22 protein-coding genes are annotated in these 24,142 nt (G+C 32.4%); 16 read left to right on the top strand and 6 right to left on the bottom strand.

All coding sequences use genetic code 11. The annotated features are described in order from the left end of the window. Positions 1-8 precede the first annotated feature (8 nt). Genes BMZ09_RS06055 through BMZ09_RS06045 form a run of 3 tightly spaced genes read right to left on the bottom strand, consistent with a single transcriptional unit; the run spans position 9 to position 2,186 of the window. Positions 9-1,091, bottom strand: coding sequence for a hypothetical protein (locus BMZ09_RS06055; protein ID WP_090838527.1), 1,083 nt, complete (start codon positions 1,089-1,091; stop codon positions 9-11). After that, on the bottom strand, positions 1,075-1,626 hold the full coding sequence (locus tag BMZ09_RS06050; protein ID WP_090838525.1) for a hypothetical protein: 552 nt from the start codon (positions 1,624-1,626) through the stop codon (positions 1,075-1,077). The genes BMZ09_RS06055 and BMZ09_RS06050 overlap by 17 nt, the downstream gene beginning before the upstream one ends. A gap of 5 nt (positions 1,627-1,631) precedes the next feature. Continuing rightward, positions 1,632-2,186: an RNA polymerase sigma factor gene (locus tag BMZ09_RS06045; protein ID WP_090838523.1), complete on the bottom strand. Its 555-nt coding sequence runs from the start codon at positions 2,184-2,186 to the stop codon at positions 1,632-1,634. Between the two features lie 293 nt (positions 2,187-2,479). Between BMZ09_RS06045 and lon the strand changes: the two genes are divergently transcribed. The 9 genes from lon to BMZ09_RS06000 all read left to right on the top strand — a co-directional run bounded on the left by lon (position 2,480) and on the right by BMZ09_RS06000 (position 12,706). Next, positions 2,480-4,927: an endopeptidase La gene (lon, locus tag BMZ09_RS06040; protein ID WP_090838521.1), complete on the top strand. Its 2,448-nt coding sequence runs from the start codon at positions 2,480-2,482 to the stop codon at positions 4,925-4,927. 16 nt (positions 4,928-4,943) lie between these two features. Further along, on the top strand, positions 4,944-5,465 hold the full coding sequence (locus tag BMZ09_RS06035; protein WP_177183512.1) for a LysM peptidoglycan-binding domain-containing protein: 522 nt from the start codon (positions 4,944-4,946) through the stop codon (positions 5,463-5,465). Positions 5,466-5,614: 149 nt separating this feature from the next. Then, positions 5,615-6,850: a lytic transglycosylase gene (locus tag BMZ09_RS06030; protein ID WP_090838517.1), complete on the top strand. Its 1,236-nt coding sequence runs from the start codon at positions 5,615-5,617 to the stop codon at positions 6,848-6,850. Between the two features lie 55 nt (positions 6,851-6,905). Continuing rightward, positions 6,906-7,928 carry a type IX secretion system protein PorQ gene (gene porQ / locus BMZ09_RS06025; protein ID WP_090838515.1) on the top strand — a complete coding sequence of 341 codons (1,023 nt, stop codon included), beginning with the start codon at positions 6,906-6,908 and terminating at the stop codon, positions 7,926-7,928. A 54-nt stretch (positions 7,929-7,982) separates the two neighbouring features. Then, a complete protein-coding gene (locus tag BMZ09_RS06020) occupies positions 7,983-8,408 on the top strand; it encodes a PaaI family thioesterase (protein ID WP_090838513.1) in 426 nt (141 codons plus the stop codon). A gap of 3 nt (positions 8,409-8,411) precedes the next feature. Beyond that, positions 8,412-9,527, top strand: a complete 1,116-nt coding sequence (locus BMZ09_RS06015) for a chorismate-binding protein (protein WP_090838511.1) — start codon at positions 8,412-8,414, stop codon at positions 9,525-9,527. A 42-nt stretch (positions 9,528-9,569) separates the two neighbouring features. Beyond that, entirely contained in the window at positions 9,570-11,321 is a 1,752-nt protein-coding gene (gene menD / locus BMZ09_RS06010; RefSeq protein ID WP_090838509.1) for a 2-succinyl-5-enolpyruvyl-6-hydroxy-3-cyclohexene-1-carboxylate synthase, read from the top strand. Positions 11,322-11,445: 124 nt separating this feature from the next. Then, entirely contained in the window at positions 11,446-11,790 is a 345-nt protein-coding gene (locus BMZ09_RS06005; protein ID WP_090838507.1) for a DUF2853 family protein, read from the top strand. Between the two features lie 76 nt (positions 11,791-11,866). Continuing rightward, positions 11,867-12,706: a CvfB family protein gene (locus BMZ09_RS06000; protein WP_090838504.1), complete on the top strand. Its 840-nt coding sequence runs from the start codon at positions 11,867-11,869 to the stop codon at positions 12,704-12,706. Here the strand turns inward: BMZ09_RS06000 and BMZ09_RS05995 are convergent. Both BMZ09_RS05995 and BMZ09_RS05990 read right to left on the bottom strand, forming a co-directional pair. After that, the gene (locus tag BMZ09_RS05995; protein ID WP_090838502.1) at positions 12,690-13,109 is read right to left on the bottom strand and encodes an STAS/SEC14 domain-containing protein; all 420 of its coding nucleotides are present in this window, start codon (positions 13,107-13,109) and stop codon (positions 12,690-12,692) included. The two genes, BMZ09_RS06000 and BMZ09_RS05995, sit on opposite strands and share 17 nt — an antisense overlap. 202 nt (positions 13,110-13,311) lie before the next feature. Beyond that, the gene (locus tag BMZ09_RS05990) at positions 13,312-13,737 is read right to left on the bottom strand and encodes a hypothetical protein (RefSeq protein ID WP_090838500.1); all 426 of its coding nucleotides are present in this window, start codon (positions 13,735-13,737) and stop codon (positions 13,312-13,314) included. 289 nt (positions 13,738-14,026) lie between these two features. On the opposite strand from BMZ09_RS05990, the gene BMZ09_RS05985 reads away from it, so the two are divergent. From BMZ09_RS05985 to BMZ09_RS05975, 3 genes are read left to right on the top strand one after another with little or no spacing between them, the layout of a single operon-like run. Further along, positions 14,027-14,866: a 1,4-dihydroxy-2-naphthoyl-CoA synthase gene (locus BMZ09_RS05985; protein WP_090838498.1), complete on the top strand. Its 840-nt coding sequence runs from the start codon at positions 14,027-14,029 to the stop codon at positions 14,864-14,866. A 3-nt stretch (positions 14,867-14,869) separates the two neighbouring features. Further along, positions 14,870-15,772 (top strand): 1,4-dihydroxy-2-naphthoate octaprenyltransferase, encoded by a 903-nt coding sequence (menA, locus tag BMZ09_RS05980; RefSeq protein ID WP_090838497.1) that lies wholly within the window; start codon positions 14,870-14,872, stop codon positions 15,770-15,772. Positions 15,773-15,785: 13 nt separating this feature from the next. Then, positions 15,786-16,463, top strand: a complete 678-nt coding sequence (locus BMZ09_RS05975; RefSeq protein WP_090838495.1) for a metal-dependent hydrolase — start codon at positions 15,786-15,788, stop codon at positions 16,461-16,463. 3 nt (positions 16,464-16,466) lie between these two features. On the opposite strand, the gene BMZ09_RS05970 is transcribed toward BMZ09_RS05975, so the two are convergent. Then, positions 16,467-17,258 carry an SDR family oxidoreductase gene (locus tag BMZ09_RS05970; RefSeq protein ID WP_090838492.1) on the bottom strand — a complete coding sequence of 264 codons (792 nt, stop codon included), beginning with the start codon at positions 17,256-17,258 and terminating at the stop codon, positions 16,467-16,469. 57 nt (positions 17,259-17,315) lie between these two features. Here BMZ09_RS05970 and BMZ09_RS05965 point away from each other — a divergent pair, with 57 nt between their 5' ends. The 4 genes from BMZ09_RS05965 to BMZ09_RS05950 all read left to right on the top strand — a co-directional run bounded on the left by BMZ09_RS05965 (position 17,316) and on the right by BMZ09_RS05950 (position 24,105). Further along, positions 17,316-18,350 (top strand): o-succinylbenzoate synthase, encoded by a 1,035-nt coding sequence (locus BMZ09_RS05965; RefSeq protein ID WP_090838490.1) that lies wholly within the window; start codon positions 17,316-17,318, stop codon positions 18,348-18,350. Positions 18,351-18,353: 3 nt separating this feature from the next. After that, positions 18,354-19,517: a CPBP family intramembrane glutamic endopeptidase gene (locus BMZ09_RS05960; RefSeq protein ID WP_090838488.1), complete on the top strand. Its 1,164-nt coding sequence runs from the start codon at positions 18,354-18,356 to the stop codon at positions 19,515-19,517. A gap of 3 nt (positions 19,518-19,520) precedes the next feature. Beyond that, entirely contained in the window at positions 19,521-20,579 is a 1,059-nt protein-coding gene (locus tag BMZ09_RS05955) for an AMP-binding protein (RefSeq protein WP_090838486.1), read from the top strand. A gap of 91 nt (positions 20,580-20,670) precedes the next feature. After that, on the top strand, positions 20,671-24,105 hold the full coding sequence (locus BMZ09_RS05950; RefSeq protein WP_090838483.1) for a VIT domain-containing protein: 3,435 nt from the start codon (positions 20,671-20,673) through the stop codon (positions 24,103-24,105). Positions 24,106-24,142 lie beyond the last annotated feature (37 nt).

Genomic DNA, 24,142 nt, shown 5'->3' with positions numbered 1-24,142 from the left:
TTAATTGATTATTTTTTATCAAAAGTGACGCTTCCGTATTCTGAGTTTATTTTAACTAAATTTCCTGTACCATTTTTTAAATGGTAACCAGAGTAGTACTTGTCTGTGTTTTTTATACTTTTTGTTTGTACTTCAAAATGGTCATCTCCGTTAAGTCCACCATATTCTAAGTTAATATCAAAGTTAAAGGCGTATTCTGCATCAATACCTATTTTAATACCCACGTAATCAGATTGGATGCTTATGTTTTTAGCATTTTTGGCCATTTTTCCTATTTTAATAGAACCATAATCTGCATTTATATTAACATTTTTATACACATCACCTAAGACAACTGTAAGGTAGTTTCCGTTACCAGAAATGCTATTAAGTTTATTAACACGTAAGCTTCCGTAGTCACAGTTATAATCTATGTTTTCTACAATTTCTATAAGTGATTTTGTGTAATCGGCAACTATAGTCAAATCTTTACTTTTTGCTACGGTAAACCCACTATAGTCGGCATTTATTTTTCCACTTTTTATATACTCAAAATAACTATTGTTTGTATAATCAAATTGGATGGTGTTGTTATCTGCTAATAACTCTTTAGTTGTAATCTTACCATAGTCGCACTTTATGTCAGCATGTCCTTCAAGCGTATCTAATGTAATATTACCATAGTCGTTATTTAAGCTTACGTTATTTGTAATAGGCATTTTAATAACATAATTTATTTTCATGTTCACGTCATTATTACTAGACCAACTCCACCAAGAGTTTTTCTTCTTTTTACCAATAACAGTTTCGGCAGAGACATGGTTAGAGGATGCGTTAAACTCGACATCAATTTCATTTAATCTTTTATCTACTTCCTCTGGATCATTACCATTGGTAGTAATTGTTACTTCAATCTCTATTGTGTTTCCTGTCCAGGTAACAATATCTACGTTTCCATACTTGTTGGCTACTTTTAGCGTTGCATCTTTACTTACAGTATAGGTTTTGTTAATGGTCTTTTTCTTAGTGTGTTTGCCATCCCAATTGCCATTATTTGAAAACGCGAAAAGCGGCAGCAATAGGCATAAGGTTAGTTTATAAAGTAGTTTCATAATTGTTTTGTTTTAATGTTTTTATCGCTTCGATTTGTAAAAGCGTGCTTTGTAGCAAGTCTATTCTGTTCTGAAAGTTGGTAATCATTGCGTAAATAACACGTTGATCTTCTCCGCTTTCTGTTAAATTTAATTTTAGTGTTTTGTATTCTTTTTCTAGCTGTCCTAATCTTAGTAAAGCATCGTTTACTAGTTTTTCTGTTTCAGGACTTTTCTCTGTATTTAATTTGTTTAATTCAAAGGTGATTGTATTTGCAAAAAAAGTTTGTGTTTCTGCCATTTCTGGAGACACACTAGCTAAATCTTTATCACTAGTATCAGGTTTTAAATTAAACGTAATGGTTAATATTAAAACTATAGAGGCTGCTACCGCTAATAATGGTTTCCAATAACTAGCTTTAGTATTGGCTACTTTTACTTCAATTTGTTGGTTATTTAATTTGTCTAAAAACCGTTGTTGGTGTCCAAAATTTGGAACTTCAACATCAAATTGATTGTCTAGGTTTTTAAATAAGTCTTCTATTTTATCGCTCATAACAATTAGTTTAATTGTTCTAATTTTTTTCTTAAACTGTCTTTAGCTCTAGACACGGTGGTTCTGCAATTGGCATAACTAATATCCATGATTTGGCTAATTTCTTCATAATCATAACCTTCAATTAAATTAAGGGTTAACGCAATTCTGTAATTAGATTTTAAGACATTTAAAGTTTCTAATACTTGTTTTGCTTTAGTAGACGTAATTTGGGTTGTTGTATCTAATCCTTGTTGGTCTTCAATTTTATATAATACATCGTCCAGTGCTACGTCTTCATTTTTTTTATTCTTATTAAACGCATGGATGCTATTATTAACAACAATACGTTTAAGCCAAGCACTAAATGTGCTTATTTCTTTTAGTGTCTTAAGCTTAGTAAATGCGGTCAAAAAGGACTCTTGCATAATGTCTTCAGCTTCAAAACTATTGTTCACAATTCTAAACGAGGTATTGTACATTGCTTTGTAATATCTGTTGTAAATCTCCAATTGTGCTAATTGGTTACCAGATAAGCAAAGCATTATAAGCTCTTCGATATTGTGTTTGGTTAGTGTCAAAAAATGGTTTGTTTTATATAAAGAGGAAAGTTAAAACACTTTGTTACACTTTTAGAAAAAATATTTTAAATTTTATTGAATCCAATTCTATTAACTTCCACACGGAATCTATTCGGTTTGAAAGTAAAAACTTAAAAAGTGGCACATTAATTGAATTTTTAATAATGAAATTAAGCCATACTGTTTTGTTAACAACAAGTAAATCAATAAGATGGCTTTTTAATAAGAATAATTTTTAAAAACAAATAGTCCAAATGAAACTACTAATGTGACATTTTGGCTTATATATATCTATGAAAAAATCTAACTTTATATCACTTGACAGTTTGTCATTGCAGGATTTTGACGAAAATTCAGAGTTAATACCTTTAATGACACCAGAAGATGAAGAAAAAATAGCTAAAGAAGAATTACCAGAATCTTTGCCAATTTTATCGTTACGTAATACGGTATTGTTTCCAGGTGTTGTAATTCCTATAACTGCAGGACGTGATAAGTCTATTAAATTAATTAACGACGCTAATAAAGGCGAAAAAGTTATTGGAGTAGTCTCTCAAATTGATGAAGAGGTTGAAGATCCAAAAGCTGAAGAGTTACACCAAGTAGGGACAGTAGCTAGAATTTTAAAAGTTTTAAAAATGCCTGATGGTAACACTACAGTTATTATTCAAGGTAAAAAACGTTTTGAAATTGATACAGTAATCACTGAGGAGCCATACATTAAAGCAACAGTAAAAGAAGTACCTCAAGCAACTCCGGCTAAGAAAAACAAAGAGTTTGCTGCTATAATAGATTCTATTAAAGAGTTGGCTGTACAAATTATTAAGGACAGTCCAAATATCCCAACAGAAGCTACTTTTGCTATTAAAAATATTAAAAGTGATGCGTTTTTAATCAATTTTGTGTCCTCAAACATGAATTTGTCTGTAGACGAAAAACAAGCGCTTTTAGAAATTAACGATTTAAAAGAAAGAGCTTTAGAAACGTTACGTTTTATGAATGTCGAGTTCCAGAAATTAGAACTTAAAAACGATATCCAATCTAAAGTACAAAGCGATTTAAATCAACAACAACGTGAGTATTTCTTAAATCAGCAATTAAAAACCATTCAGGAAGAACTTGGTGGTGGTAATGCTGAAGAAATTGAAGCGATGAAAAAACGTGCTAAAACTAAAAAATGGGACAAAAAAGTTAAAGAGCATTTTGAAAAAGAATTAGCAAAAATACAACGTATGAATCCTCAGGTTGCTGAGTATTCCATACAGCGTAATTATTTAGATTTATTTCTAGATTTACCATGGGGTAAATTTAGTAAAGATAAGTTTGATTTAAAACGTGCCGAAAAAATACTAGATCGTGACCATTATGGTTTAGATGACGTTAAAAAACGAATTATAGAACATTTAGCTGTTTTAAAACTACGTAATGACATGAAGTCTCCAATAATCTGTTTATACGGACCTCCAGGAGTTGGTAAAACATCTTTAGGTAAATCTGTAGCAGAAGCTCTAGGACGTGAGTATGTGCGTATGAGTTTGGGTGGTTTACGTGACGAAGCAGAAATACGCGGACACCGTAAAACATACATTGGTGCAATGCCAGGACGTATTTTACAGAGTCTTAAAAAAGCAGGAACATCTAATCCTGTATTTGTATTAGACGAAATTGATAAATTATCTAACTCTAATCAAGGAGATCCATCTTCTGCATTGTTAGAAGTGTTGGATCCAGAGCAAAACTCTGAGTTTCATGATAACTTCCTAGAAATGGGGTATGATTTATCTAAGGTTATGTTTATTGCAACTACTAATAGTTTAAATACTATACAGCCTGCATTAAGAGATCGTATGGAGATTATTAATGTAACAGGGTATACTATTGAAGAAAAAGTTGAAATAGCGAAACGTCACTTATTACCAAAGCAACTTAAAGAGCATGGTTTAACGGACAAGCATATTAAGATTGCAAAACCACAATTAGAGAAAATAGTTGAAGGTTATACGCGTGAGTCTGGTGTGCGTGGTTTAGAAAAGCAAATTGCTAAGATGGTGCGTTATGCAGCAAAAAACATAGCAATGGAGCAAGATTATAACATCAAAATATCTAATGATGATATTATTGAAATTTTAGGTGGTCCAAAATTAGAACGTGATAAATACGAAAACAATAATGTAGCAGGGGTTGTTACAGGATTAGCTTGGACTAGAGTAGGTGGTGATATTTTATTTATCGAATCTATTTTATCTAAGGGAAAAGGATCGCTTAATATTACAGGAAACTTAGGTAAGGTGATGAAGGAGTCTTCTACCATTGCAATGGAATATATTAAAGCACATGCTGAAGAATTGGGTATAGATCCTGATGTTTTTGAGAAATATAATGTACATATCCACGTGCCAGAAGGTGCAACTCCAAAAGACGGACCAAGTGCAGGTGTAACAATGTTAACATCATTAGTGTCATTATTTACACAAAGAAAAGTCAAAAAGAGCTTAGCAATGACCGGCGAAATTACACTTCGTGGGAAAGTTTTACCCGTTGGTGGAATAAAAGAAAAAATATTGGCTGCTAAACGTGCAAAAATTAAAGAAATATTACTTTGCGAAGACAACAGAAGAGATATAGAAGAAATTAAGCCAGAATATTTAAATGGGCTAACGTTTCATTATGTGTCAGACATGTTGGAGGTTGTTGATATTGCTATTACCGACCAAAAAGTTAAAAACGCAAAAAAACTTTAAAGCACACTTTAGTAACATGAAAAGATTAATTGTATTAGCCGTATTATTTAGTTCGTTAACTGCATTTGCACAAGACGATAATTATATTGAAGTTGTTTTAGACGGAAAGCCTGCTTTGTTAAATACAAAAACGGGCCAGTTTAAAGCAATGAATAAAAAGGATTTGGCAAAAATGTCATCCAACAAAAATAATACAGCAAGTAAAACAGTTAGTAGTGGTAACACAACTGGCGGTAATACTCATACAGTTAATAGGGGAGAAACATTATATTCTATATCTAAACAATATGGTGTAAGTATGTCTCAATTAAAGTCTATAAATAATCTAGAAAGTAATGCCTTAAGCATTGGACAGGTACTTAATATCTCTTATGCATCTGCAACTCAAGAGCCTTCAGAAAGTGCTTGGATTGTTAAAAAAGGAGATACTTTATATGGTATTTCAAGACAATCTGGTGTTTCTGTTACAGATATTAAAGCTTTAAATAATTTAGAAAGTAACACGTTGTCAATTGGACAGCAGTTAAGATTAAAATAAGACGCTAAAACCGTCTGTAATTATATTTTTTAAAACACCATTATCCTTTTTAACTAAAGTATAATGGTGTTTTTTTTATGTTAAATTCCTTAATTATAGCGGATAATAAGCAATAGCTTATATTTGCAGAAAATAATCCATTTATAAAAATGAAAAACATACTATTTATTTTAGTGTTTTTATTTGCTAACCTAGGTATAGCGCAAGAAGTAGAAGAAGAGTTTTTACCAATAGTAATAGAAGAAAAAGAGGCGTTTATGTCTACTTTAACAGGAGAATATGTGTTTAGAGAACATGCAAAAACGGATCCTGAACAATTACAAACAACACCAAGTGGTGTAGTTTATAATAACATATCTACGCACGTTGTTAAAAAAGGAGAAACGTTATCTGTAATTGCAGAAAAATATAAGTTAGGTCTTACGCAGTTAAAAAAAGATAATAATCTAAAATCTAACGCGCTTAGTTTAGGACAAAAGTTAAAAATTATCAATAAAGTTTTAGTAAAATCAAGTAGCCCGGTAATTAGTTATTCTGGAGACGATCGTATTATTGCTAAATTAAGACCAGGACAATCACCATCTACATTAGCACCGCCACCATCACAGACATCACAAACAATGGAAAGTGATACTAAGATAACAAAAACAGTAAATCCAAAAGACAAAAAAACAAAAGTTAAAGGAAGTATCTATTCTAAACCAATGATTATTCCTACGGTTTCAGAACCATCAAATACAACAGTTCCAGTAACAACAATCGAAGAAGAAGTTGTCGCAGCTCCAAAGGTTGAGGTTCAAGAAACTGTAATTACAAATCAAATAACAGTTTTGGAAGCTTCGGAAGAAGTTAGAAGGGCAGAGAGACAATTGGAAGATGCTAAGCAACGATTAAAATCAGCTAAAAAAGCGCAACAATCTAAAGTAACAGCGCCTGTAAAGATACCTGCAGTAGTAGAGCAAAAGGAAATAGTTGAAACCGTTGTTAATGAAACAGTTATTGAAGATACAGTTATTGAAGATACAGCTATTGAAGATGCAGTAGTAGCTAAGGACGTGGTAAAACAGATTGTAAAACCTGAAGAAATGGTAGTAGTTGAAAAAGCTGTAGTTGAAGAAGCTATAGAAGAAACTGTGGAAGACGTTTTAGAAGAAGAAACAGAAGGAGCAACTGAAGATACAGTTAATGATACTGATGAAGACAAAGAAGAGTCTGAAGAAGAAGCTAAAGAAGAAGTAGAGGGTGTCGATTACCATATAATTGTAAAAGGGGATAACCTTTACAACTTGGCTTTAAAACACAAAACAACAGTTAAAAAGCTAACATTACTAAACAACGTTAAGTTTAATAATTTAAAAATAGGACAAAAGCTTAAACTTAAGTAAAAAATAAATTTACTATATCTGCGTTTTAGGGTAGATTTATTTACTTTGCGAAACTATGTTTAAAAATAAAATAGTCCTTTTATTGCTATTGTTTGGTTGCACGTTTAGTTACGCGCAATTGGGAGGGCAATCGACTTATCAATTTTTAAACTTAGTATCATCCCCGCGTCAAGCCGCTTTGGGAGGTAAAGTTTTAACCAATATAGATTACGATGTCACGCAGGGATTATATAATCCATCGGCTATTAATCCAGAAATGGATAACCAATTCGCATTAAATTTTAGTAACTATTTGGGTGGTATTACTTATGGTACTGCTGCTTATGCTTATACTTGGGACAGACGTACTCAGACTTTACATGCTGGGATGACCTATATTAATTATGGCGATTTTGATGGCTATGATGAAGACGGAATTTCAACAGGAACATTTACTGGTACAGAAGCAGCCTTATCTTTAGGGTATGCATTGCAACTAGGTTATTCTGATTTTTATTTTGGTGCCAATCTTAAATTTATTACGTCTACTTTAGAGCAGTACAGCTCGTTTGGAGTAGCAACAGATTTGGGTTTAATGTATGTCGATGACGATTTAGAGTTTCAAGCTGCATTAGTAGTCAGAAACCTAGGAACACAGATTACAACCTACGCAGGACAACAAGAAAGTTTGCCATTAGACATCACTTTAGGTTTGTCTCAAACGCTAGAGCATGTACCATTGCGTTGGCATGTCACTTTTGAAAACTTGCAACAGTGGCCTATTGGAACCTCTAATCCGGCACGTGCAACCACAGATTTAGAAGGTAATCAAACACAAGAAAAGGTTGGCTTTTTAGGCAATGTAATACGACATACTATTTTAGGAGCGGAGCTTTTCCCAGACAAAGGTTTTAATATAAGATTAGGTTATAACTTTAGACGTGCAGAAGAGTTGCGTATTGTTGATCAACGTAATTTTTCAGGTTTGTCTGCTGGATTTGCTATTAAAATCAACAAATTGCGTTTTAGTTATACACATGCCAAATACACTGCAGCAAGTAATGCTAGCTTTTTTGGATTGCATATCGACCTACAGTAAAACTAAATAAATGCCTATTGTTTTGTATTTTTGCAAAATAAAACAAACCCTTACATGAAGTATTCTAAAGCACAAGTGTTAGCAATAGCAAATAAAGCAAGCAAAAACACTTTAATGGAAACCTTAGAGATAGAAGTTGTGGATTATGGCGAGGATTTTTTAGTGTCCAGAATGCCAGTGACACCACGTGTGCATCAACCAGACGGTGTGTTGCATGGTGGCGCAACAGCAGCTTTAGCAGAAAGCGTTGGTAGTTTTGCTTCGCATATTTTTTTAGATTCAGAAAATTTAATGATTAGAGGTTTGGAGATAACTGCCAACCATTTAAAAAGTATTAGCTCAGGCTATGTTTACGCTAAGGCTACTTTTTTACATAAAGGACGTACAACGCAATTACTAGATATTAGAGTAACGGATGATGATGATAACCTTATTTCGTTATGCAAATTGTCAACCATTTCTTTACCTAAAAAGAAGTAAGTTATGACGTCTTCAGATTTTTTTGAACAGCTTGCTCAGCAGTTTACAAATCAGCTTCCTTTTGTAGCGTATAAAAAGCCCAATCAATTAGCAGTAAAAGCAATACTTCAGGATAGCAATCAGCTTCATTTTACGACAAATTTTGAGGCTAGCGGTTTTGTGTTTTCACCTTTTAAAAATGAAGATAATACGGTATTATTTCCTTTAGATAAAAGCGAAGTAATAGATTGTTTGTTTGATAGTAAACCGGATCAGTCTAAAAGCCAATTAAGTAGCACGATAAATGTTTCAGCGAAAGCGAAACATATCCAAATAGTAGAGAAAGCTATTTCCGAAATTGAAGATGGTAGTTTTAAAAAAGTAGTGATATCTCGAGTTGAAACCGAAACTTTTCCTGAAGACAATACGCTTTTACTATTTAAAAAACTGTTAGCGACTTATAAAACAGCAATGGTGTATTGTTGGTATCATCCAAAAGTAGGACTGTGGCTAGGTGCAACGCCTGAGACGTTGTTAAAAGTAGAAGGCAACCGCTTTTTAACCATGTCTCTTGCGGGTACGCAACAATACAAAAACACAGTTGATGTCCAGTGGCAGTCCAAGGAACAAGAAGAACAGCAATTAGTTACGGATTTTATAGTAGGTAGTTTAGAGGCATCAGTCAGTAGTATTAATTTGGGCACTACAGAGACTATCAAAGCAGGGAATTTATTGCATTTGCAAACTAAGATTTCTGGACTATTAAAGCCTGAAAATGGATTGCAGTCTGTTATTGCTAAATTACATCCAACACCTGCAGTTTGCGGTTTACCTAAAGAAAACGCTAAACAATTTATATTAAAAAACGAAGGCTATAATCGTGAATATTATACCGGTTTTTTAGGCGAAATAAATATTAAACAAGCCAAAACAAGAAATACCAATCGCAGAAACGTAGAGAATAACGCTTACGGATCCGTAAAAACAATATCGCATTTGTTTGTTAACTTAAGATGTCTGCAAATTAAGGATAACCAAGCATTAATCTATGTTGGTGGGGGAATTACAAAAGATTCTATACCTGAAAACGAATGGGAAGAAACCGTTGCAAAATCTAAGACTGTTAAAAACCTCTTATAATGGTTTTATTTAGGATTTGGGTTTCGTATTTTTGTATAACACATGAAACACCCAAAAATACCTTTAGCGCAAACGGTAATTCAGCTTTGTAAAGCCAAGAATATCCAACACATTGTACTGTCTCCAGGAAGCAGAAATGCGCCATTAACCATTGGATTTACTCACGATCCTTTTTTTAAATGTTATAGTATTGTGGACGAGCGTTGCGCAGCTTTTTTCGCATTAGGTATCGCACAACAAATAAAGCATCCCGTAGCAGTGGTTTGTACTTCTGGTAGTGCGTTGTTAAATTATTATCCAGCAGTGTCAGAAGCGTATTACAGCCATGTTCCGTTAGTGGTTTTAAGTGCAGATAGACCTAAGTACTTGGTCGGAATAGGAGATGGACAGACTATAAATCAAGAAAACGTTTTTAAAAATCACATACAATATTCGGCTAATTTAAAGCAAGATTTAAATCCTGAAAAAGAAAACGCTTTCGCGGAAGACTTGCCAATAATGAAGAGTATTGAGAATAAAATCGAACGCTTTTTAGGGCTACAACAAGGAATCCAACAATACAACGAAACCGAAATTAATAAAGCCCTTAATATAGCAATAACAACACAAGGCCCTGTACATGTTAATATTCCGTTTGATGAGCCTTTATATCAAATGATGGATGCACTTACGGTAACTCCAGAAATAGTGCCCGTACCAAAACCTAATATAGGTAGTGAAGATTATAACGCTTTCGCTGAAATTTGGAATAACTCCAAAAAGAAGTTAGTATTAGTAGGTGTTTTAGCTCCAAACAGCGTAGAGCAGCACTTTATTGATGTTTTAGCAGAAGATGAAAGTGTATTGATATTAACCGAAAGTACGTCTAACTTACATCACGATAATATTTGTCCAAGTATTGATAAATTAATTGGTGCGCTTTCTGAACAAGAGTTACAAGGCTTACAACCAGAAATACTATTAACCTTTGGAGGCTTAATAGTATCAAAAAAAATAAAGAAATTTTTAAGAACCCATAAGCCAAAACAACATTGGCATGTAGCAGAAAATGGGGCAAATGACACCTTTTTTGTGCTAAATAAGTTGTTTAAGCAATCAATAAACTCGTTTTTCCAATCTTTTATACCATTAACTAAAGCTTTAAAAAGTGATTATAATCCATTTTGGAAAAACCAAATGGATATTAGAAGAGAAAAGCATTTGGAATACATGGGGTTGATACCATTTTCTGACTTTAAAGCATTTGATGTGTTACTAAAAAGTATACCAAATCATACGCAATTACAAGTTGGTAATAGTTCTGCTATTAGATATACACAGCTTTTTGATATTAATCCAACGTTGGACGTTTTTTGTAATCGAGGCACTAGTGGAATTGATGGAAGTACTAGTACCGCAATTGGAGCATCAATAACAAGAGATAATCCAACCGTCTTTATTACTGGAGATTTAAGCTTTTTTTACGATAGTAATGCGTTGTGGAATAACTACATACCTAAAAACTTTAGGATTATAGTTATAAATAACGAAGGAGGAGGGATTTTTAGAATCCTACCAGGACATAAAAACACAGATAACTTTGATTATTTTTTCGAAACCAAACATAATCTGTCTTCAAAGCACTTGTGTCAAATGTATGGTTTAGAATACACCCAAGTAACCGACCCAGACCAATTAGAAAATGCTCTAGAGCATTTTTACGATAAAACCGAGCAACCTAAGTTATTGGAGGTTATGACGCCAGCAAGAGACAATGATAGTATACTATTAGATTATTTTCAATTTGTTAAATAGTTTAATCGGAGAAATTGACCGTTAATCGTAATTGTAATTATATTTATTTTGGCTTAAAAAAGAGACCGAGAAAAATTGTATCTTTAGTAAGCTAAAAATTATTAATTTAAATTATAAAAAAATTATGAGTAAACGTGATGACTTAATCGTAAAGTACGCTGCAGATTTAAAGGATAAATGTGGAGTTAATCCAGATATGGATTTTTTAACTAAAGTTACTATTGGTTGTGGACCATCTATATATAATAAAGATGCAGCGACAGTGTCAGGTTCTGACGAATCAGAATTAGCTACTGTAAAAAATAATTTTTTAATTAAAAAGTTAGGTTTAGCAGATAGTGCAGATTTAGATAAAGCTATAGATTCTGTAATTGAAACTTATGGAAGATCAAATAAAAATAAATACAGAGCAGTTGTTTATTATTTATTGGCAAAACACTTCAAAAAAGAAGCGATTTACAACAAATAGAAAAAAAATAGAAAAAAATATATAAAAAAAGCGTTACAGTTCTGTAACGCTTTTTTTATATGCTTACATTTGCAAAATGATACAAATAGGAGAATTCAATACGCTTGAAATTTTAAGAGATACAGAACCTGGATTATTTTTAGGTGATGCAGATAATAATGAAGTTTTATTACCTAACAGATATGTTCCAGAACATTTTGAAATTGGGGATAAAATAGAAGTTTTTGTTTATTTAGATAATGACGAACGTATTATCGCAACAACTACAGAACCGTTTATAATTAACGGGGAGTTTGCTGTATTACGATGTAATGAAGTATCTAATTTTGGTGCCTTTTTAGATTTTGGATTGGTAAAAGAATTGTTTTGCCCATTTAAAGAGCAAGCATTTCCTATGAAAAAGGGTGGTTGGTACTTAGTACGTTGTTATTTAGACGATGTTACAGAGCGTTTAGTTGCATCTAGTAAGACTAATCAGTTTTTAGATAATAAAGAATTAACAGTAGCGCAGTTTGATCAAGTGGATATTATTGTATCTCATCCAAGTGATTTAGGGATGAATGTTATTGTTAATAATATACATACAGGATTAATATACAAGGATAGTATTTTTCAAGACTTAAGTGTTGGAGACAAACTAAAAGGTATTGTTAAAAAAGTAAGACCAGGAAATAAGTTAGATATTGGATTAGGAGAAATAGGCTATAGAAATATAGAGCCTAATGCTGATAAGATTATGCAAGAACTTACGGATAACAATGGGTTTTTAGCTGTAACAGATAAATCTAGTCCTGAAAAAATTAAAGACCTTTTACAAATGAGTAAAAAAACATTTAAAAAGGCAATAGGGACGTTATACAGACAAAAATTAGTGGAGTTAAAACCTGATGGAATTTATCTTAAGAAGCAAGATTAGCACTACTAAGGCGTTTTGCCCAGTCAATAGCCTCGTATAAATTATCAAAGCGTTCAATCTCTACATTAGAAAATAATTTTTCCATTAAAGCATTAAACCAACTGTTTTCACTTTTGGTAACTACAGCATAGGCATTTAGTCTATTGTTACCACGATAAAATTTTAACCAATCAGATGGTTTTACAGAGTATTTATTTATACGGTTGGACACGTAACTTACGTTTATTGTTGGACCGTAAAATGCTTTTGCTGCCTCAATAACTTTTTTAGCTTCTTCCCAAGTGTAGGTAATACCTTCGTCAAGTTCTGAAATTATAACATCGTCTAAAAAATAGAAGTTACCATAATCAGAGATGTATACATCTTTAATTTGGTCAGCAAGTGTGGAATCTACAATTTTCATAAGTTTAATAGCTTATAGCAAATTTAGCGCATGAAATTTTTTTAATGTAGTTATGTGGTTGTTAACTAAATAGTTTTCGATATAAATTATGTTTTTTAGGTTTAACTCCAAAAAAAAAGTTACTTAAAAAGAGTTTAGGGCTCTTAAAAAGTAACTTATAAGTTTCTATATAATAGTAACTTGGGGGGACTAATTTACGCTATCAATTAATACTTACTTTATTTTGTGCAACTGTATTGGAATAAGTAAAAGCTTCATTAAGGGTATTAAATGTTAATGTTTTCATTTTACTAAATCGTTTTTCAATTGAAATATTCATTTCACTAAAGCTTGAATATCCGATAATACCATACATACATATATTATCAAATAAACTACTATATTTTGGATAGTCTAAAACTTCAATAGAGTACTTATTTATTCTATTAGAAATTAAACTAAACGGTTTTTTTCTTTTTTCATAAAAATCATATAAGATTTCTAAGCAATCTTGTAAAGAGTCTATATCTACGTGCATGCCTTCATGAACTTGAATTACAGCTACATTTTCAAAAAGAAATAAATCACCTAGGGAGAGATTGTGTTCTTTTGAAATTGAATTATATAGGTTAGACTTGGTTACATTCATTAATAGAGGGATTTTAATATGCTACAAATATAAAAGTTGTTTTTAATTGTATTATGCTAATTGCTAAAGTTGTGATAACAAATAGATTAAAGACTGATTTCAACGTTTAAAACCAAAAACTGAGTTGATTTTTCCTACATTTAACACCTGTAAATCAAGTATTTACAAGTATTGACGCTCTCTCATCTTGTTTTTTTAGCCAAAAAGTATTCGGTAGTTAACCTTGAATATCGCTTCTTAAAAAAGATTTATTCCGTATTTTTATGACTTGAAAAATTAAAGAAATTTTATGGATAATATAAATTGGAAGAAAGCCAAAGATTACGAAGACATTACCTACAGTAAATGTAATGGTGTTGCACGTATTGCTTTTAATAGACCAAATGTTAGAAACGCCTTTAGACCAAAAACTACAAAGGAATTGTATGATGCTTTTTATGACGCAGGAGAAGATACCTCAATAGGTGTTGTGTTATTATCCGCAGAAGGACCATCTACTAAGGATGGCGTGTATAGTTTTTGCTCTGGTGGAGATCAAAAGGCAAGAGGCCATCAAGGTTACGTAGGGGAAGATGGTTACCATAGATTAAATATACTTGAGGTACAACGTTTAATTAGATTTATGCCTAAAGCAGTTATAGCAGTGGTTCCTGGTTGGGCAGTTGGTGGAGGACATAGTTTACATGTTGTTTGCGATTTAACTTTAGCAAGTAAAGAACATGCTATTTTTAAACAAACGGATGCCGATGTTACCAGTTTTGATGGTGGTTATGGATCTGCTTATTTAGCAAAAATGGTAGGTCAAAAAAGAGCTAGAGAAATATTTTTCTTAGGAAGAAATTACTCTGCGCAAGAAGCTTATGACATGGGAATGGTAAATGCTGTGATACCTCATGACGAGTTAGAAGCTACTGCATACCAATGGGCACAAGAAATTTTAGAGAAATCGCCAACGTCTATTAAGATGTTAAAATTTGCCATGAATTTAACAGACGATGGTATGGTTGGGCAGCAAGTATTTGCTGGAGAAGCGACACGATTAGCTTATATGACAGACGAAGCTAAAGAGGGGAGGGATGCGTTTTTAGAAAAGCGTAAGCCTAATTTTCCAAAACAATGGATTCCATAATATATGAAGAACCTTACCAAATGGTTGTCGGCAATGCGCTTACGCACATTGCCACTATCTATTTCTGGAATTATTGTTGCAGCCTGTTTAGCAAAATATAATGGTGTTTTTGATAGTGTAATACTAGTGTTTGCTATATTAACAACGCTTAGTTATCAAATACTATCAAATTTAGCTAACGATTATGGAGACGGTGTAAAAGGGACGGATAACGACCAACGCATTGGACCTGTTCGTGCTTTACAATCTGGCGCTATTACACATCAGGACATGTATAAAGCTATTAGATTAAACGTAATTATTTGCGTAGTGCTTACTCTAATTTTACTTTATGTGTCTTTTAAAGCTGAATATTTGTGGTTAGCACTATTATTTTTTGTGCTAGCAGGAATCTCTATTTATGCAGCTATAAAATATACCGTAGGAAACAATGCGTATGGCTATAAAGGTAAGGGCGATATTTTTGTCTTTGTTTTTTTTGGTTTAGTAAGTGTTTTAGGATGTTATGTTTTATTTGCTAAACAGATAGATTTTATTGTTGTTTTACCTGCAGTTGCAATAGGATTATTAAGTACAGCGGTACTTAACCTAAATAACATGAGAGATATTGTATCTGACGTAACAGCAAACAAAATAACATTGGCTGTAAAATTAGGTGCAGAAAAGGCTAAAAAATATCATTATTTTTTAATTATAACAGCTATTGTATTATCAGTTTTATTTGGTGTTATTTACTATAAATCACCTTTAAATCTGATTTACTTTGTAGCGTATATTCCTTTAGGATTACATTTGAAAAAGGTCAGATCGGTTACTAACCCTAAAGATTTTGATCCAGAATTAAAAAAGTTAGCATTAACCACAGTATTGTTAAGTTTACTATTAGGTATCGGACATTTACTGTAATAAATACATTACCATGAAAATTACTTTTTACGGTCACGCCTGCTTAGGTCTTCAAATAGAGGATACACATATTTTAGTAGATCCATTTATTTCAGGAAACCCTAAAGCTGCTCATATTGATATTAATACTATTAAAGCAGATTACATATTGTTGACACATGCACATCAAGATCATATTTTGGATGTGGAAGCAATCGCAAAACGTACGGATGCAGTCATTGTTTCTAATTTTGAAATTGTAACACACTTTCAGAATTTAGGTTTTGAAGGTCATCCAATGAATCATGGTGGGACCTGGGATTTTGACTTTGGAAGTTTAAAATATGTCAATGCAATACACACCTCTTCTTTTCCTGATGGTAGTTATGGTGGACAACCTGGAGGTTTTGTTCTTGAAGGCGAACATAAAAATATTTATATAGCAGGAGATACAGCACTAACATTTGATATGAAGTTGATCCCAATGCAAACCAAATTGGATTTAGCTATTTTACCTATTGGAGACAATTTTACAATGGGTATTAATGATGCTATTATTGCTAGTGATTTTGTAGAGTGCGATAAAATTTTAGGATATCATTTTGATACGTTTGGTTATATAGAAATTGATCATGAAGCAGCTAAGCGTAAGTTTTTTGAAAAAGACAAAGACTTAATGCTTTTAGAAATAGGAGAAAGTTTAGAGTTGTAATTATTATCTAACTTGGCTCTTCATTACAAAACGATGCAATAGCTTTGGAAAAAAGCGTTTTAAATACACGCCTAAAATTTCCTTTTTTCCAATATAAGCTTCAAATTTTTCTTTTTGAATAGCTTGTATCATGCGGTCACAAAACTCAGGAATAGGTAATCCGTTTTCTGTGGCGTCATCTTGGCTGTTTTGTAAACTACCATCGCCAATCAATGCATTTTTTGCAATATTAGTATTTACAAATCCGGGACAGATTAGTGTTACGTTTACATTGTCTTTTTGGTGTTCCATACGTAGCGCATCAAAAAAACCGTGTAAAGCATGTTTTGCACCGCAATATCCAGAACGGTAAGGCGAACTGAATTTACCCATCAAACTAGTTACTACAGCGTAATGTCCAGTTTGATTTTTAATAAAATGAGGTAGTAACGCTTTGCTTAAAGCAACAGTCCCTAAATAATCCACTTCCATTAGTTTTTTATCTACACTTATATCCGTATCAATAATCAAGGCGCGTTGGCTAATACCCCCGTTATTAATTAACAAGTCTATTTTTCCATACTGTTTTATAGCTTGGGCTACAACTGGTTTCATATGGTTGTAATCCAATAAATCAAACGGTAGGACTGCAATATTATCTGGATTAGGACACAATTGCTTAAGTTGATTTAAAGTGCTACTGTTTCTTGAAGAAATTATTAATTGACACTCTAATTTAGCTAAGGCTAGAACTAACCCTTTTCCTATTCCGCTAGAGGCGCCAGTAATCCAAACTACTTTATTTTTAAACGTCATGTAATCCTATATTTTTAGGTGAAATTACAAAATTATTTAAGTATTTTTGATTTTCTTATGAAAGCAAGCTACAAGAAACACATTTTAGAATTTAAAAGACCAAGTGGTACCTCTCGAGGTGTTTTAAAAACTAAGGAAACTTGGTTTATTATTATAGAACATGACGGTAAACGTGGTATTGGAGAATGTGGTATTTTAAGAGGTTTAAGTGCAGATGATAGACCTGATTACGAAACGCAATTGCACAACACATGTCAAGAAATAGAAAAAGGGTTAGCGTATTTGTATGCCAAGAATAGAGAATTCCCGAGTATTCAAATAGGACTTGAAATGGCTTTTAAAAGTTTAGAGAGTCAAGCCCCTTTTGTTTTATTTCCTTCAGAATTTACAAGTGGCAGTGCTTCGATTGATATTAATGGTTTGATTTGGATGGGCGATCAGGATTTTATGAAACAACAAATTGAAGACAAAATAGCGTCGGGATTTAGTTGTATAAAATTAAAAATTGGAGCCATAGATTTTCAAACGGAGTTGGATATTTTAAAGGGTATCAGGCATAATTTCAGCGAAAGCGATATAGAACTACGTGTGGATGCCAATGGTGCGTTTAAACCATCTGAAGCTTTAGAAAAACTAAAACAGTTATCAGACTTTAATTTACACTCTATTGAACAACCAATACAAGCAGGTCAGTTTTCAGAAATGGCAAAACTCTGCGAGCAAACCCCTTTAGATATTGCTTTAGATGAAGAATTAATTGGTGTGTTTGATGATGCTAAAAAGGAAGCCTTATTACACGCTATTAATCCGCAATACATTATTTTAAAACCTAGTTTTATTGGAGGTTTTAAAGGTAGTGATACATGGATTGCTTTAGCCCAAAAACAAAAGATAGGTTGGTGGATTACTAGCGCGCTAGAAAGTAATGTTGGACTAAATGCAATAGCGCAATACACGTATACAAAACAAAGTAATTTGCCACAAGGTCTTGGTACTGGCGGTTTATTTACTAATAATATTACATCGCCTTTAGAAGTAGAGCAAGGACGATTACATTACAATAACAATACTAATTGGGATTTTAAATTATAGACTATGGATTTTATAAAACAAGCTTTTAATTTTAAACACGAATTTTGGCGTTACCTAGTAGGGTCTTTAATTATTGCTGTTTTTGCATCATTAGGGCAAATTCCGTTTACAGTTGCAGCTATGCTTAAATATGTGGCAAATGGTGGATCCGCTTATAATATGGACGAAAAACAATTGATGACAATTTTAGAGCCTAATCTAAATTTGTTTTTATTATTACTATCCTTTGCTATTGGTTTTATAGGGTTAATTATTGCTGTTAAATATTTGCATAAACAAACGTTGTTATCTGTAACGACTGCTAGAAATAAAATAGATTGGAAACGTGTTATGTTTTCTTTTTTGTTTTGGGGTGTAATATCTTCAGGAATGATATTGATTGACTATTTAACGACGCCTGAGAGTTATGTTTGGAATTTTGAGTTAGAACGTTTTTTAATTTTAGCTGTTATTGCAGTATTGTTAATACCAATTCAAACAAGTTTAGAAGAGTACATTTTTAGAGGGTATTTAATGCAAGGTTTCGGGACGGTTACAACTAGTAATCAATTTCCTTTTGGATTTATTTTTACGCTGTTGTCTATTCCGATATGTTCTAATATAATCATGATTTATGATCTTGATGTATGGGAAGGTATTGGTGCAATTGGCGCTGTAATTGGAGTTGGTGCTTTAGTCTTTGATATTTTAAAAAAGAAAAATGCTTTTGAGTCTGAATTTAATAAAAACTTAGTGACTTCTTTAAGAAAAAAATGGGTTCCATTACTTATAACCTCTGTTATTTTTGGAGGTATGCACGTGTTTAATCCTGAAGTTGGTAAGCTAGGTTATGGTGTAATGGTATATTATATTGGTACAGGTGTATTTTTAGGAGTACTAACGTTAATGGACGACGGGATGGAGTTAGCCTTAGGGTTTCATGCTGCAAATAATTTATTTGGTGCGTTATTGGTTACTGCAGACTGGACTGTATTGCAAACACATTCAGTTTTAAAAGACGTGTCAGAACCAGGAGCAGGTTTTGGAGATGTAATTATACCAGTATTTGTAGTGTTTCCTATATTGCTATTTATTTTTGCGAAAGTCTATAAATGGACTAATTGGAAAGAGAAATTATTTGGAAACATTGAAGCACCATTAAAGGAAAATAGTAACCTTTTAGATTAAGTAATGACACCAACATTTAATAAAGTACATAACCGATTTAAGTTAAACGGGAATAGTTTTTCTTTTCAAGACTTGAAAGAAGTAGCGTATAGTTTTATTAAAGAAGGTGATTTGTTTGAAAAAGAAATCGGTGATTTTTTATCAGATTGGTTAGATGATAATGACTTTATTTTAGTAAAAACATCAGGGTCTACGGGACAACCCAAAACAATTACATTAAGTAAACAAGCCATGGTGCATTCGGCTATTGCTACTGGAGATTTTTTTAAGTTGCAACCTATTAATACTGCGTTACTGTGTCTTCCGGCAACGTATATAGCGGGTAAGATGATGTTGGTACGTGCTATGATTTTAGGTTTAGAAATAGACTGTGTACAACCAACAACTAATCCGGAATTTAATAGTAAAAAGCATTATGATTTTTGTGCTATGATTCCTGCGCAAGCAGAAAAGACAATTCAAAAATTAAGCAATATAAAAACGTTAATTGTAGGAGGTGCTCAAGTGTCTTCCAAATTAAAACAACAGTTTAAAGGTTTAAAAACTAATATTTTTGAAACTTATGGGATGACGGAAACCATTACTCATATTGCGGTAAAACAGATTAATGGTAAAACGACAAACTACTTTAAAACGTTACCAAATATAACCATTAGTCAAAACGATAAGGAGTGCTTGGTTATTGATGCGCCACAATTAAATACAACGCAAATTATAACTAATGATGTTGTAAAACTACATTCTAAAACAACGTTTGAGTGGTTAGGACGTATTGACAATGTTATAAACTCCGGAGGTGTAAAACTATTTCCGGAACAGATAGAGGCGAAGCTTCAATCTAAAATTGGACCTCGTTTTTTTATAACTTCAGAAAAAGACGAGACGTTTGGAGAGGTCATTGTAATGGTAATTGAAGCGGAAGACAATACGTTAAGTCCTGCTGTTTTTTTAGACCTAACAGCAATACAAACGCCTAAAACTGTATATTCTATTCCCGCTTTCGCGGAAACAACCTCAGGTAAAATAAATAGGTTAAAAACTATGGCACTTGTTAAATCGTAGGTTTGCCTAATTGAAAAGTAGCGTTCCCTCAATATTGGTTTTGTAATCTTTAGTTTGGTTATAAGTTTGTTTTAATTTTAAAACAACCATCATGAAACTAATCAAACTCTTTTTCTTTTTTATCTCAATTCAACTATTTGCGCAAGAAGTGCCACGAATTAAACTTCAAGATTCTACTTTTTTAGCGTTAAAGCAATTGGATGTTAAAACAGAAGTTGTAGGTAATATTGCTACAACTACTTATAACATGACCTTTTATAATGGTACAGATCGTGTTTTAGAGGGGCAGTTGGCTTTTCCTTTGGGGCAGGGTCAATCTGTGACTAATTTTGCAATGGATGTAAATGGTAAACTTAGAGATGCTGTAATTGTTACTAAAGAGTTGGGTCGTGTTGCTTATGAGTCTACTATCAGACAAACCATTGATCCTGGATTGTTAGAAATTACCAAAGGAAATAATTATAAAGCAAGAGTATATCCAATACCGGCAAAAGGTTATAAATTATTAAGTATCACATTTGAGCAAGAAATGAATGTAAGTAATGGTAAACACTTATATCAGATTCCGTTACATTTTTTAGATCCTTTAGACTTTAATCTAGATGTTGTTGTTTATAATGTAAATCAAGAACCGAGGGTTATTGGTGATAATCTGTATAAACTTAAATTCAAAGAAGTAGATGGCGTATTAAAAGCATCATCTAAGCAGACTAAAATTATTGTAAATACGGCTGTTTTGTTAGAGTTCCCTATAGGTAGAATGGAGAGTGTATCCACTTATAACGCATATTTTAATGTTTATAAATCATTTAAACCGAAAAGTAGGATTAAAGAAAAACCTAGAAATATTACATTGTATTGGGATGCATCTTATTCTATGAAGTTTAGAGATTTAGAAACCGAAATTAAGCTTTTAGAAGACTATTTTAAATATTTAAAGACGGTTAACGTCAATTTAGTTGTGTTTAGTAATGTAACTCAAACACCAAAACATTTTAGTATTACTAACGGAAATTGGGACTTATTAAAAAAAGAAATTCAGTCCGTAGTGTATGATGGAGGTACATCTTATTTGGATATTAAAAACACGGTAAAAGAGGAGGTTTTATTTTTTAGTGATGGTATGTTTAATTTAGGAGAGTTGCAAAATAAGTTTAACGGTCGTTTGTATACCATAAACACTGTTAAATCTGCCAATCATCAGTTTTTAGAGCACATAGCAAATCAAAATAACGGAAAATATATTAATCTAAATTTCAACAAACCTGATGCTGCTTTACATGCCCTTAAAACGGAATCATTTAAGTTTTTAGGTACTGATAAAAACAAAGCAGTTTCTGAAGTGTATCCGCTACCAAATACAACTGTGAATAGTGATTTTTCAGTGTCAGGAAAATTTGATTCTAATACAGAAGTAAAATTAAATTTTGGTTATAATGGTCAAGTTACAGAGCATTTAAAAGTAAACTTAATTAAATCTAGTTTTAATGGATTAGTAAAGCGCTTATGGGCAAAAAAGAAATTACAAGCATTGAATATAGATAAAGAAAATAATAAAGATGACATTATTAAACTAGCAAAAAAGCATCATTTGATATCTGAATATACGTCGCTAATAATTTTAGATAGAATAGAAGATTATGTCAGGTATAAGATTGAGCCACCATTGGAACTAAAAACAGAATATAAAGCACTTATAGCTAATAATAGTCAAGCTGAAGCTGAAAGACAAGAAGAAATACAAGACAGAAAAGAAGATCTTATTAAAGATTATCAAGATTTAATGGATTGGTATAGCACTAAGTATCCGATCGTAACTAAGATTAAAAAATCAAAATCTTTAAATACAGCAACGGTGACAACAGAAAGTACTACAGTTAACCTGCCAAGTATTACAGAACCTGAAGTTATGCCTGTTAGAAGTGTGTTACCGGAAACAGAATTAGACTCCAGTAGTAGGATAATATCAGGAGTCATAACTGACGAAAACGGACTACCATTGCCAAGTGCTTCAATAATTGTAAAAGGAACGTCTAGAGGTGCAACAACAGATTTTGAGGGGAATTTTAGCATTAATGCCGACGTTGGAGATAGTATTGCTATTAGCTATGTGGGGTATGTAAGTAAAGTGTTTGTTGTTGGTAGTAATACTACTGTTAATAGTACTTTAGAACCGGATAATAATTTAGATGAAGTGGTTGTTACTGCTTACGCTTCTATAACAAGGAAAAGTGTGACAAGTTCAGTTCAAGTTGTTAAATCAGAATCTGTTACAGACGCAGTACAAACATTAAGCGGTAGAGTTGTTGGAGTTAATATAGAAGACGATTCAGGGCAACCAGGAGGTAGTCCTCAAATAATTATAAGAGGACAAAGTACTATTGGTAACAATACACCGTTGTATGTAATTGATGGAGTAATAGTTTCTGATACTGAATTTAAAAAAATAGATACGGATTCTATTGATAGTCTTACGGTGCTTAAAGATGCTTCAACAACCGCCTTATTTGGAAGTAGGGCTAGTAATGAAGTTATAATAATAAGAACTAAAGCTGGTCTAAAAAATAGACCAGAGGAAATAGAAGAATTAGATAATAAAATTAGGGAAGACATTAATTTTAAACCTTGGTCAGCAGAGAATGATTATATCAAATTGTTAACGGCGCAAACTAGCATTGAAGATGCTTATAAAACGTATTTAAAGCTGAGAGGGAAATACCGCAATACACCATCTTTTTTTATGGATGTCGCAGATTTTTTTGATTCTAAACAAGAAACAAAATTAGCAATTAAAGTGTTGTCTAATTTAGTTGAAATAGATTTGGATAATCATGAAGTAATACGTGCTCTGGCTTATAAGTTAGAGTATTTTAAGCAAGATCATCTGGCACTGCATGTTTATAAAGAAATTTTAAAGTTGAGGCCAGAAGAGCCACAATCTACAAGAGATTTAGCTTTAGCTTTTGAAAACGTTGGACAGTACCAAAAGGCTTTTGACTTATTATATACATTAATAGATGGACAATTAGTTGAAAAGGATTTAGATGAACGCTTTTATGGAATAGAACACGTAGCATTTATCGAGGCTGGTCATTTGATACAAAAATATAAAGGTCAGATACAATTAACTGAAGTACAGAAAAAACGAATGCAGCCAATTAAATTAGACCTGCGTGTTGTTGCAGATTGGAATCATAACGATACTGATTTAGATTTATGGGTAGAAACACCTGAAGAAGTATCGATAAGCTATAAAAAGACCATATCAGATTTTGGAGATCATTTGTCAGAAGATATGACTGAAGGTTATGGACCGGAAGAGTTTATGATTAAAAAAGGACTGAAAGGAACATACGAAATTGAATTAGATTATTTTGCTGACGACGTTCAGAAAATTTCGGGACCAACCACTTTAAAAATTACAATATTCAAGAAATACGGAAGTAAAGAAGAAACGAAAGAGGTTAGAGTTTTTAGACTAGATGCTGAGAAAGATCTATTGGAAATCGGAACAATACAATTTTAAGTTTTAATTGTTACTAGTATTTAAAATAAAAAAGGAG

It is taken from the genome of Olleya namhaensis (assembly GCF_900114005.1).
Lineage (GTDB): Bacteria > Bacteroidota > Bacteroidia > Flavobacteriales > Flavobacteriaceae > Olleya > Olleya namhaensis.
Note: the sequence above shows the minus strand (reverse complement) of the source record. Positions and strands in the feature narration are given on the sequence as shown.

Excerpts from the sequence above, each read along its gene's own strand:
- BMZ09_RS05965 (WP_090838490.1), top strand. The coding sequence starts at position 17,316 with ATGAAAGCAAGCTACAAGAAACACATTTTAGAATTTAAAAGACCAAGT.
- BMZ09_RS05990 (WP_090838500.1), bottom strand. The coding sequence starts at position 13,737 with ATGAATGTAACCAAGTCTAACCTATATAATTCAATTTCAAAAGAACAC.
- porQ (WP_090838515.1), top strand. The coding sequence starts at position 6,906 with ATGTTTAAAAATAAAATAGTCCTTTTATTGCTATTGTTTGGTTGCACG.
- BMZ09_RS05975 (WP_090838495.1), top strand. The coding sequence starts at position 15,786 with ATGAAAATTACTTTTTACGGTCACGCCTGCTTAGGTCTTCAAATAGAG.
- BMZ09_RS05960 (WP_090838488.1), top strand. The coding sequence starts at position 18,354 with ATGGATTTTATAAAACAAGCTTTTAATTTTAAACACGAATTTTGGCGT.
- BMZ09_RS06055 (WP_090838527.1), bottom strand. The coding sequence starts at position 1,091 with ATGAAACTACTTTATAAACTAACCTTATGCCTATTGCTGCCGCTTTTC.
- BMZ09_RS05970 (WP_090838492.1), bottom strand. The coding sequence starts at position 17,258 with ATGACGTTTAAAAATAAAGTAGTTTGGATTACTGGCGCCTCTAGCGGA.
- menA (WP_090838497.1), top strand. The coding sequence starts at position 14,870 with ATGAAGAACCTTACCAAATGGTTGTCGGCAATGCGCTTACGCACATTG.
- BMZ09_RS06050 (WP_090838525.1), bottom strand. The coding sequence starts at position 1,626 with ATGAGCGATAAAATAGAAGACTTATTTAAAAACCTAGACAATCAATTT.
- BMZ09_RS06030 (WP_090838517.1), top strand. The coding sequence starts at position 5,615 with ATGAAAAACATACTATTTATTTTAGTGTTTTTATTTGCTAACCTAGGT.
- lon (WP_090838521.1), top strand. The coding sequence starts at position 2,480 with ATGAAAAAATCTAACTTTATATCACTTGACAGTTTGTCATTGCAGGAT.
- BMZ09_RS06000 (WP_090838504.1), top strand. The coding sequence starts at position 11,867 with ATGATACAAATAGGAGAATTCAATACGCTTGAAATTTTAAGAGATACA.
- BMZ09_RS05995 (WP_090838502.1), bottom strand. The coding sequence starts at position 13,109 with ATGAAAATTGTAGATTCCACACTTGCTGACCAAATTAAAGATGTATAC.
- BMZ09_RS06020 (WP_090838513.1), top strand. The coding sequence starts at position 7,983 with ATGAAGTATTCTAAAGCACAAGTGTTAGCAATAGCAAATAAAGCAAGC.
- BMZ09_RS05985 (WP_090838498.1), top strand. The coding sequence starts at position 14,027 with ATGGATAATATAAATTGGAAGAAAGCCAAAGATTACGAAGACATTACC.
- BMZ09_RS05950 (WP_090838483.1), top strand. The coding sequence starts at position 20,671 with ATGAAACTAATCAAACTCTTTTTCTTTTTTATCTCAATTCAACTATTT.
- BMZ09_RS06035 (WP_177183512.1), top strand. The coding sequence starts at position 4,944 with ATGAAAAGATTAATTGTATTAGCCGTATTATTTAGTTCGTTAACTGCA.
- BMZ09_RS05955 (WP_090838486.1), top strand. The coding sequence starts at position 19,521 with ATGACACCAACATTTAATAAAGTACATAACCGATTTAAGTTAAACGGG.
- BMZ09_RS06015 (WP_090838511.1), top strand. The coding sequence starts at position 8,412 with ATGACGTCTTCAGATTTTTTTGAACAGCTTGCTCAGCAGTTTACAAAT.
- BMZ09_RS06005 (WP_090838507.1), top strand. The coding sequence starts at position 11,446 with ATGAGTAAACGTGATGACTTAATCGTAAAGTACGCTGCAGATTTAAAG.
- menD (WP_090838509.1), top strand. The coding sequence starts at position 9,570 with ATGAAACACCCAAAAATACCTTTAGCGCAAACGGTAATTCAGCTTTGT.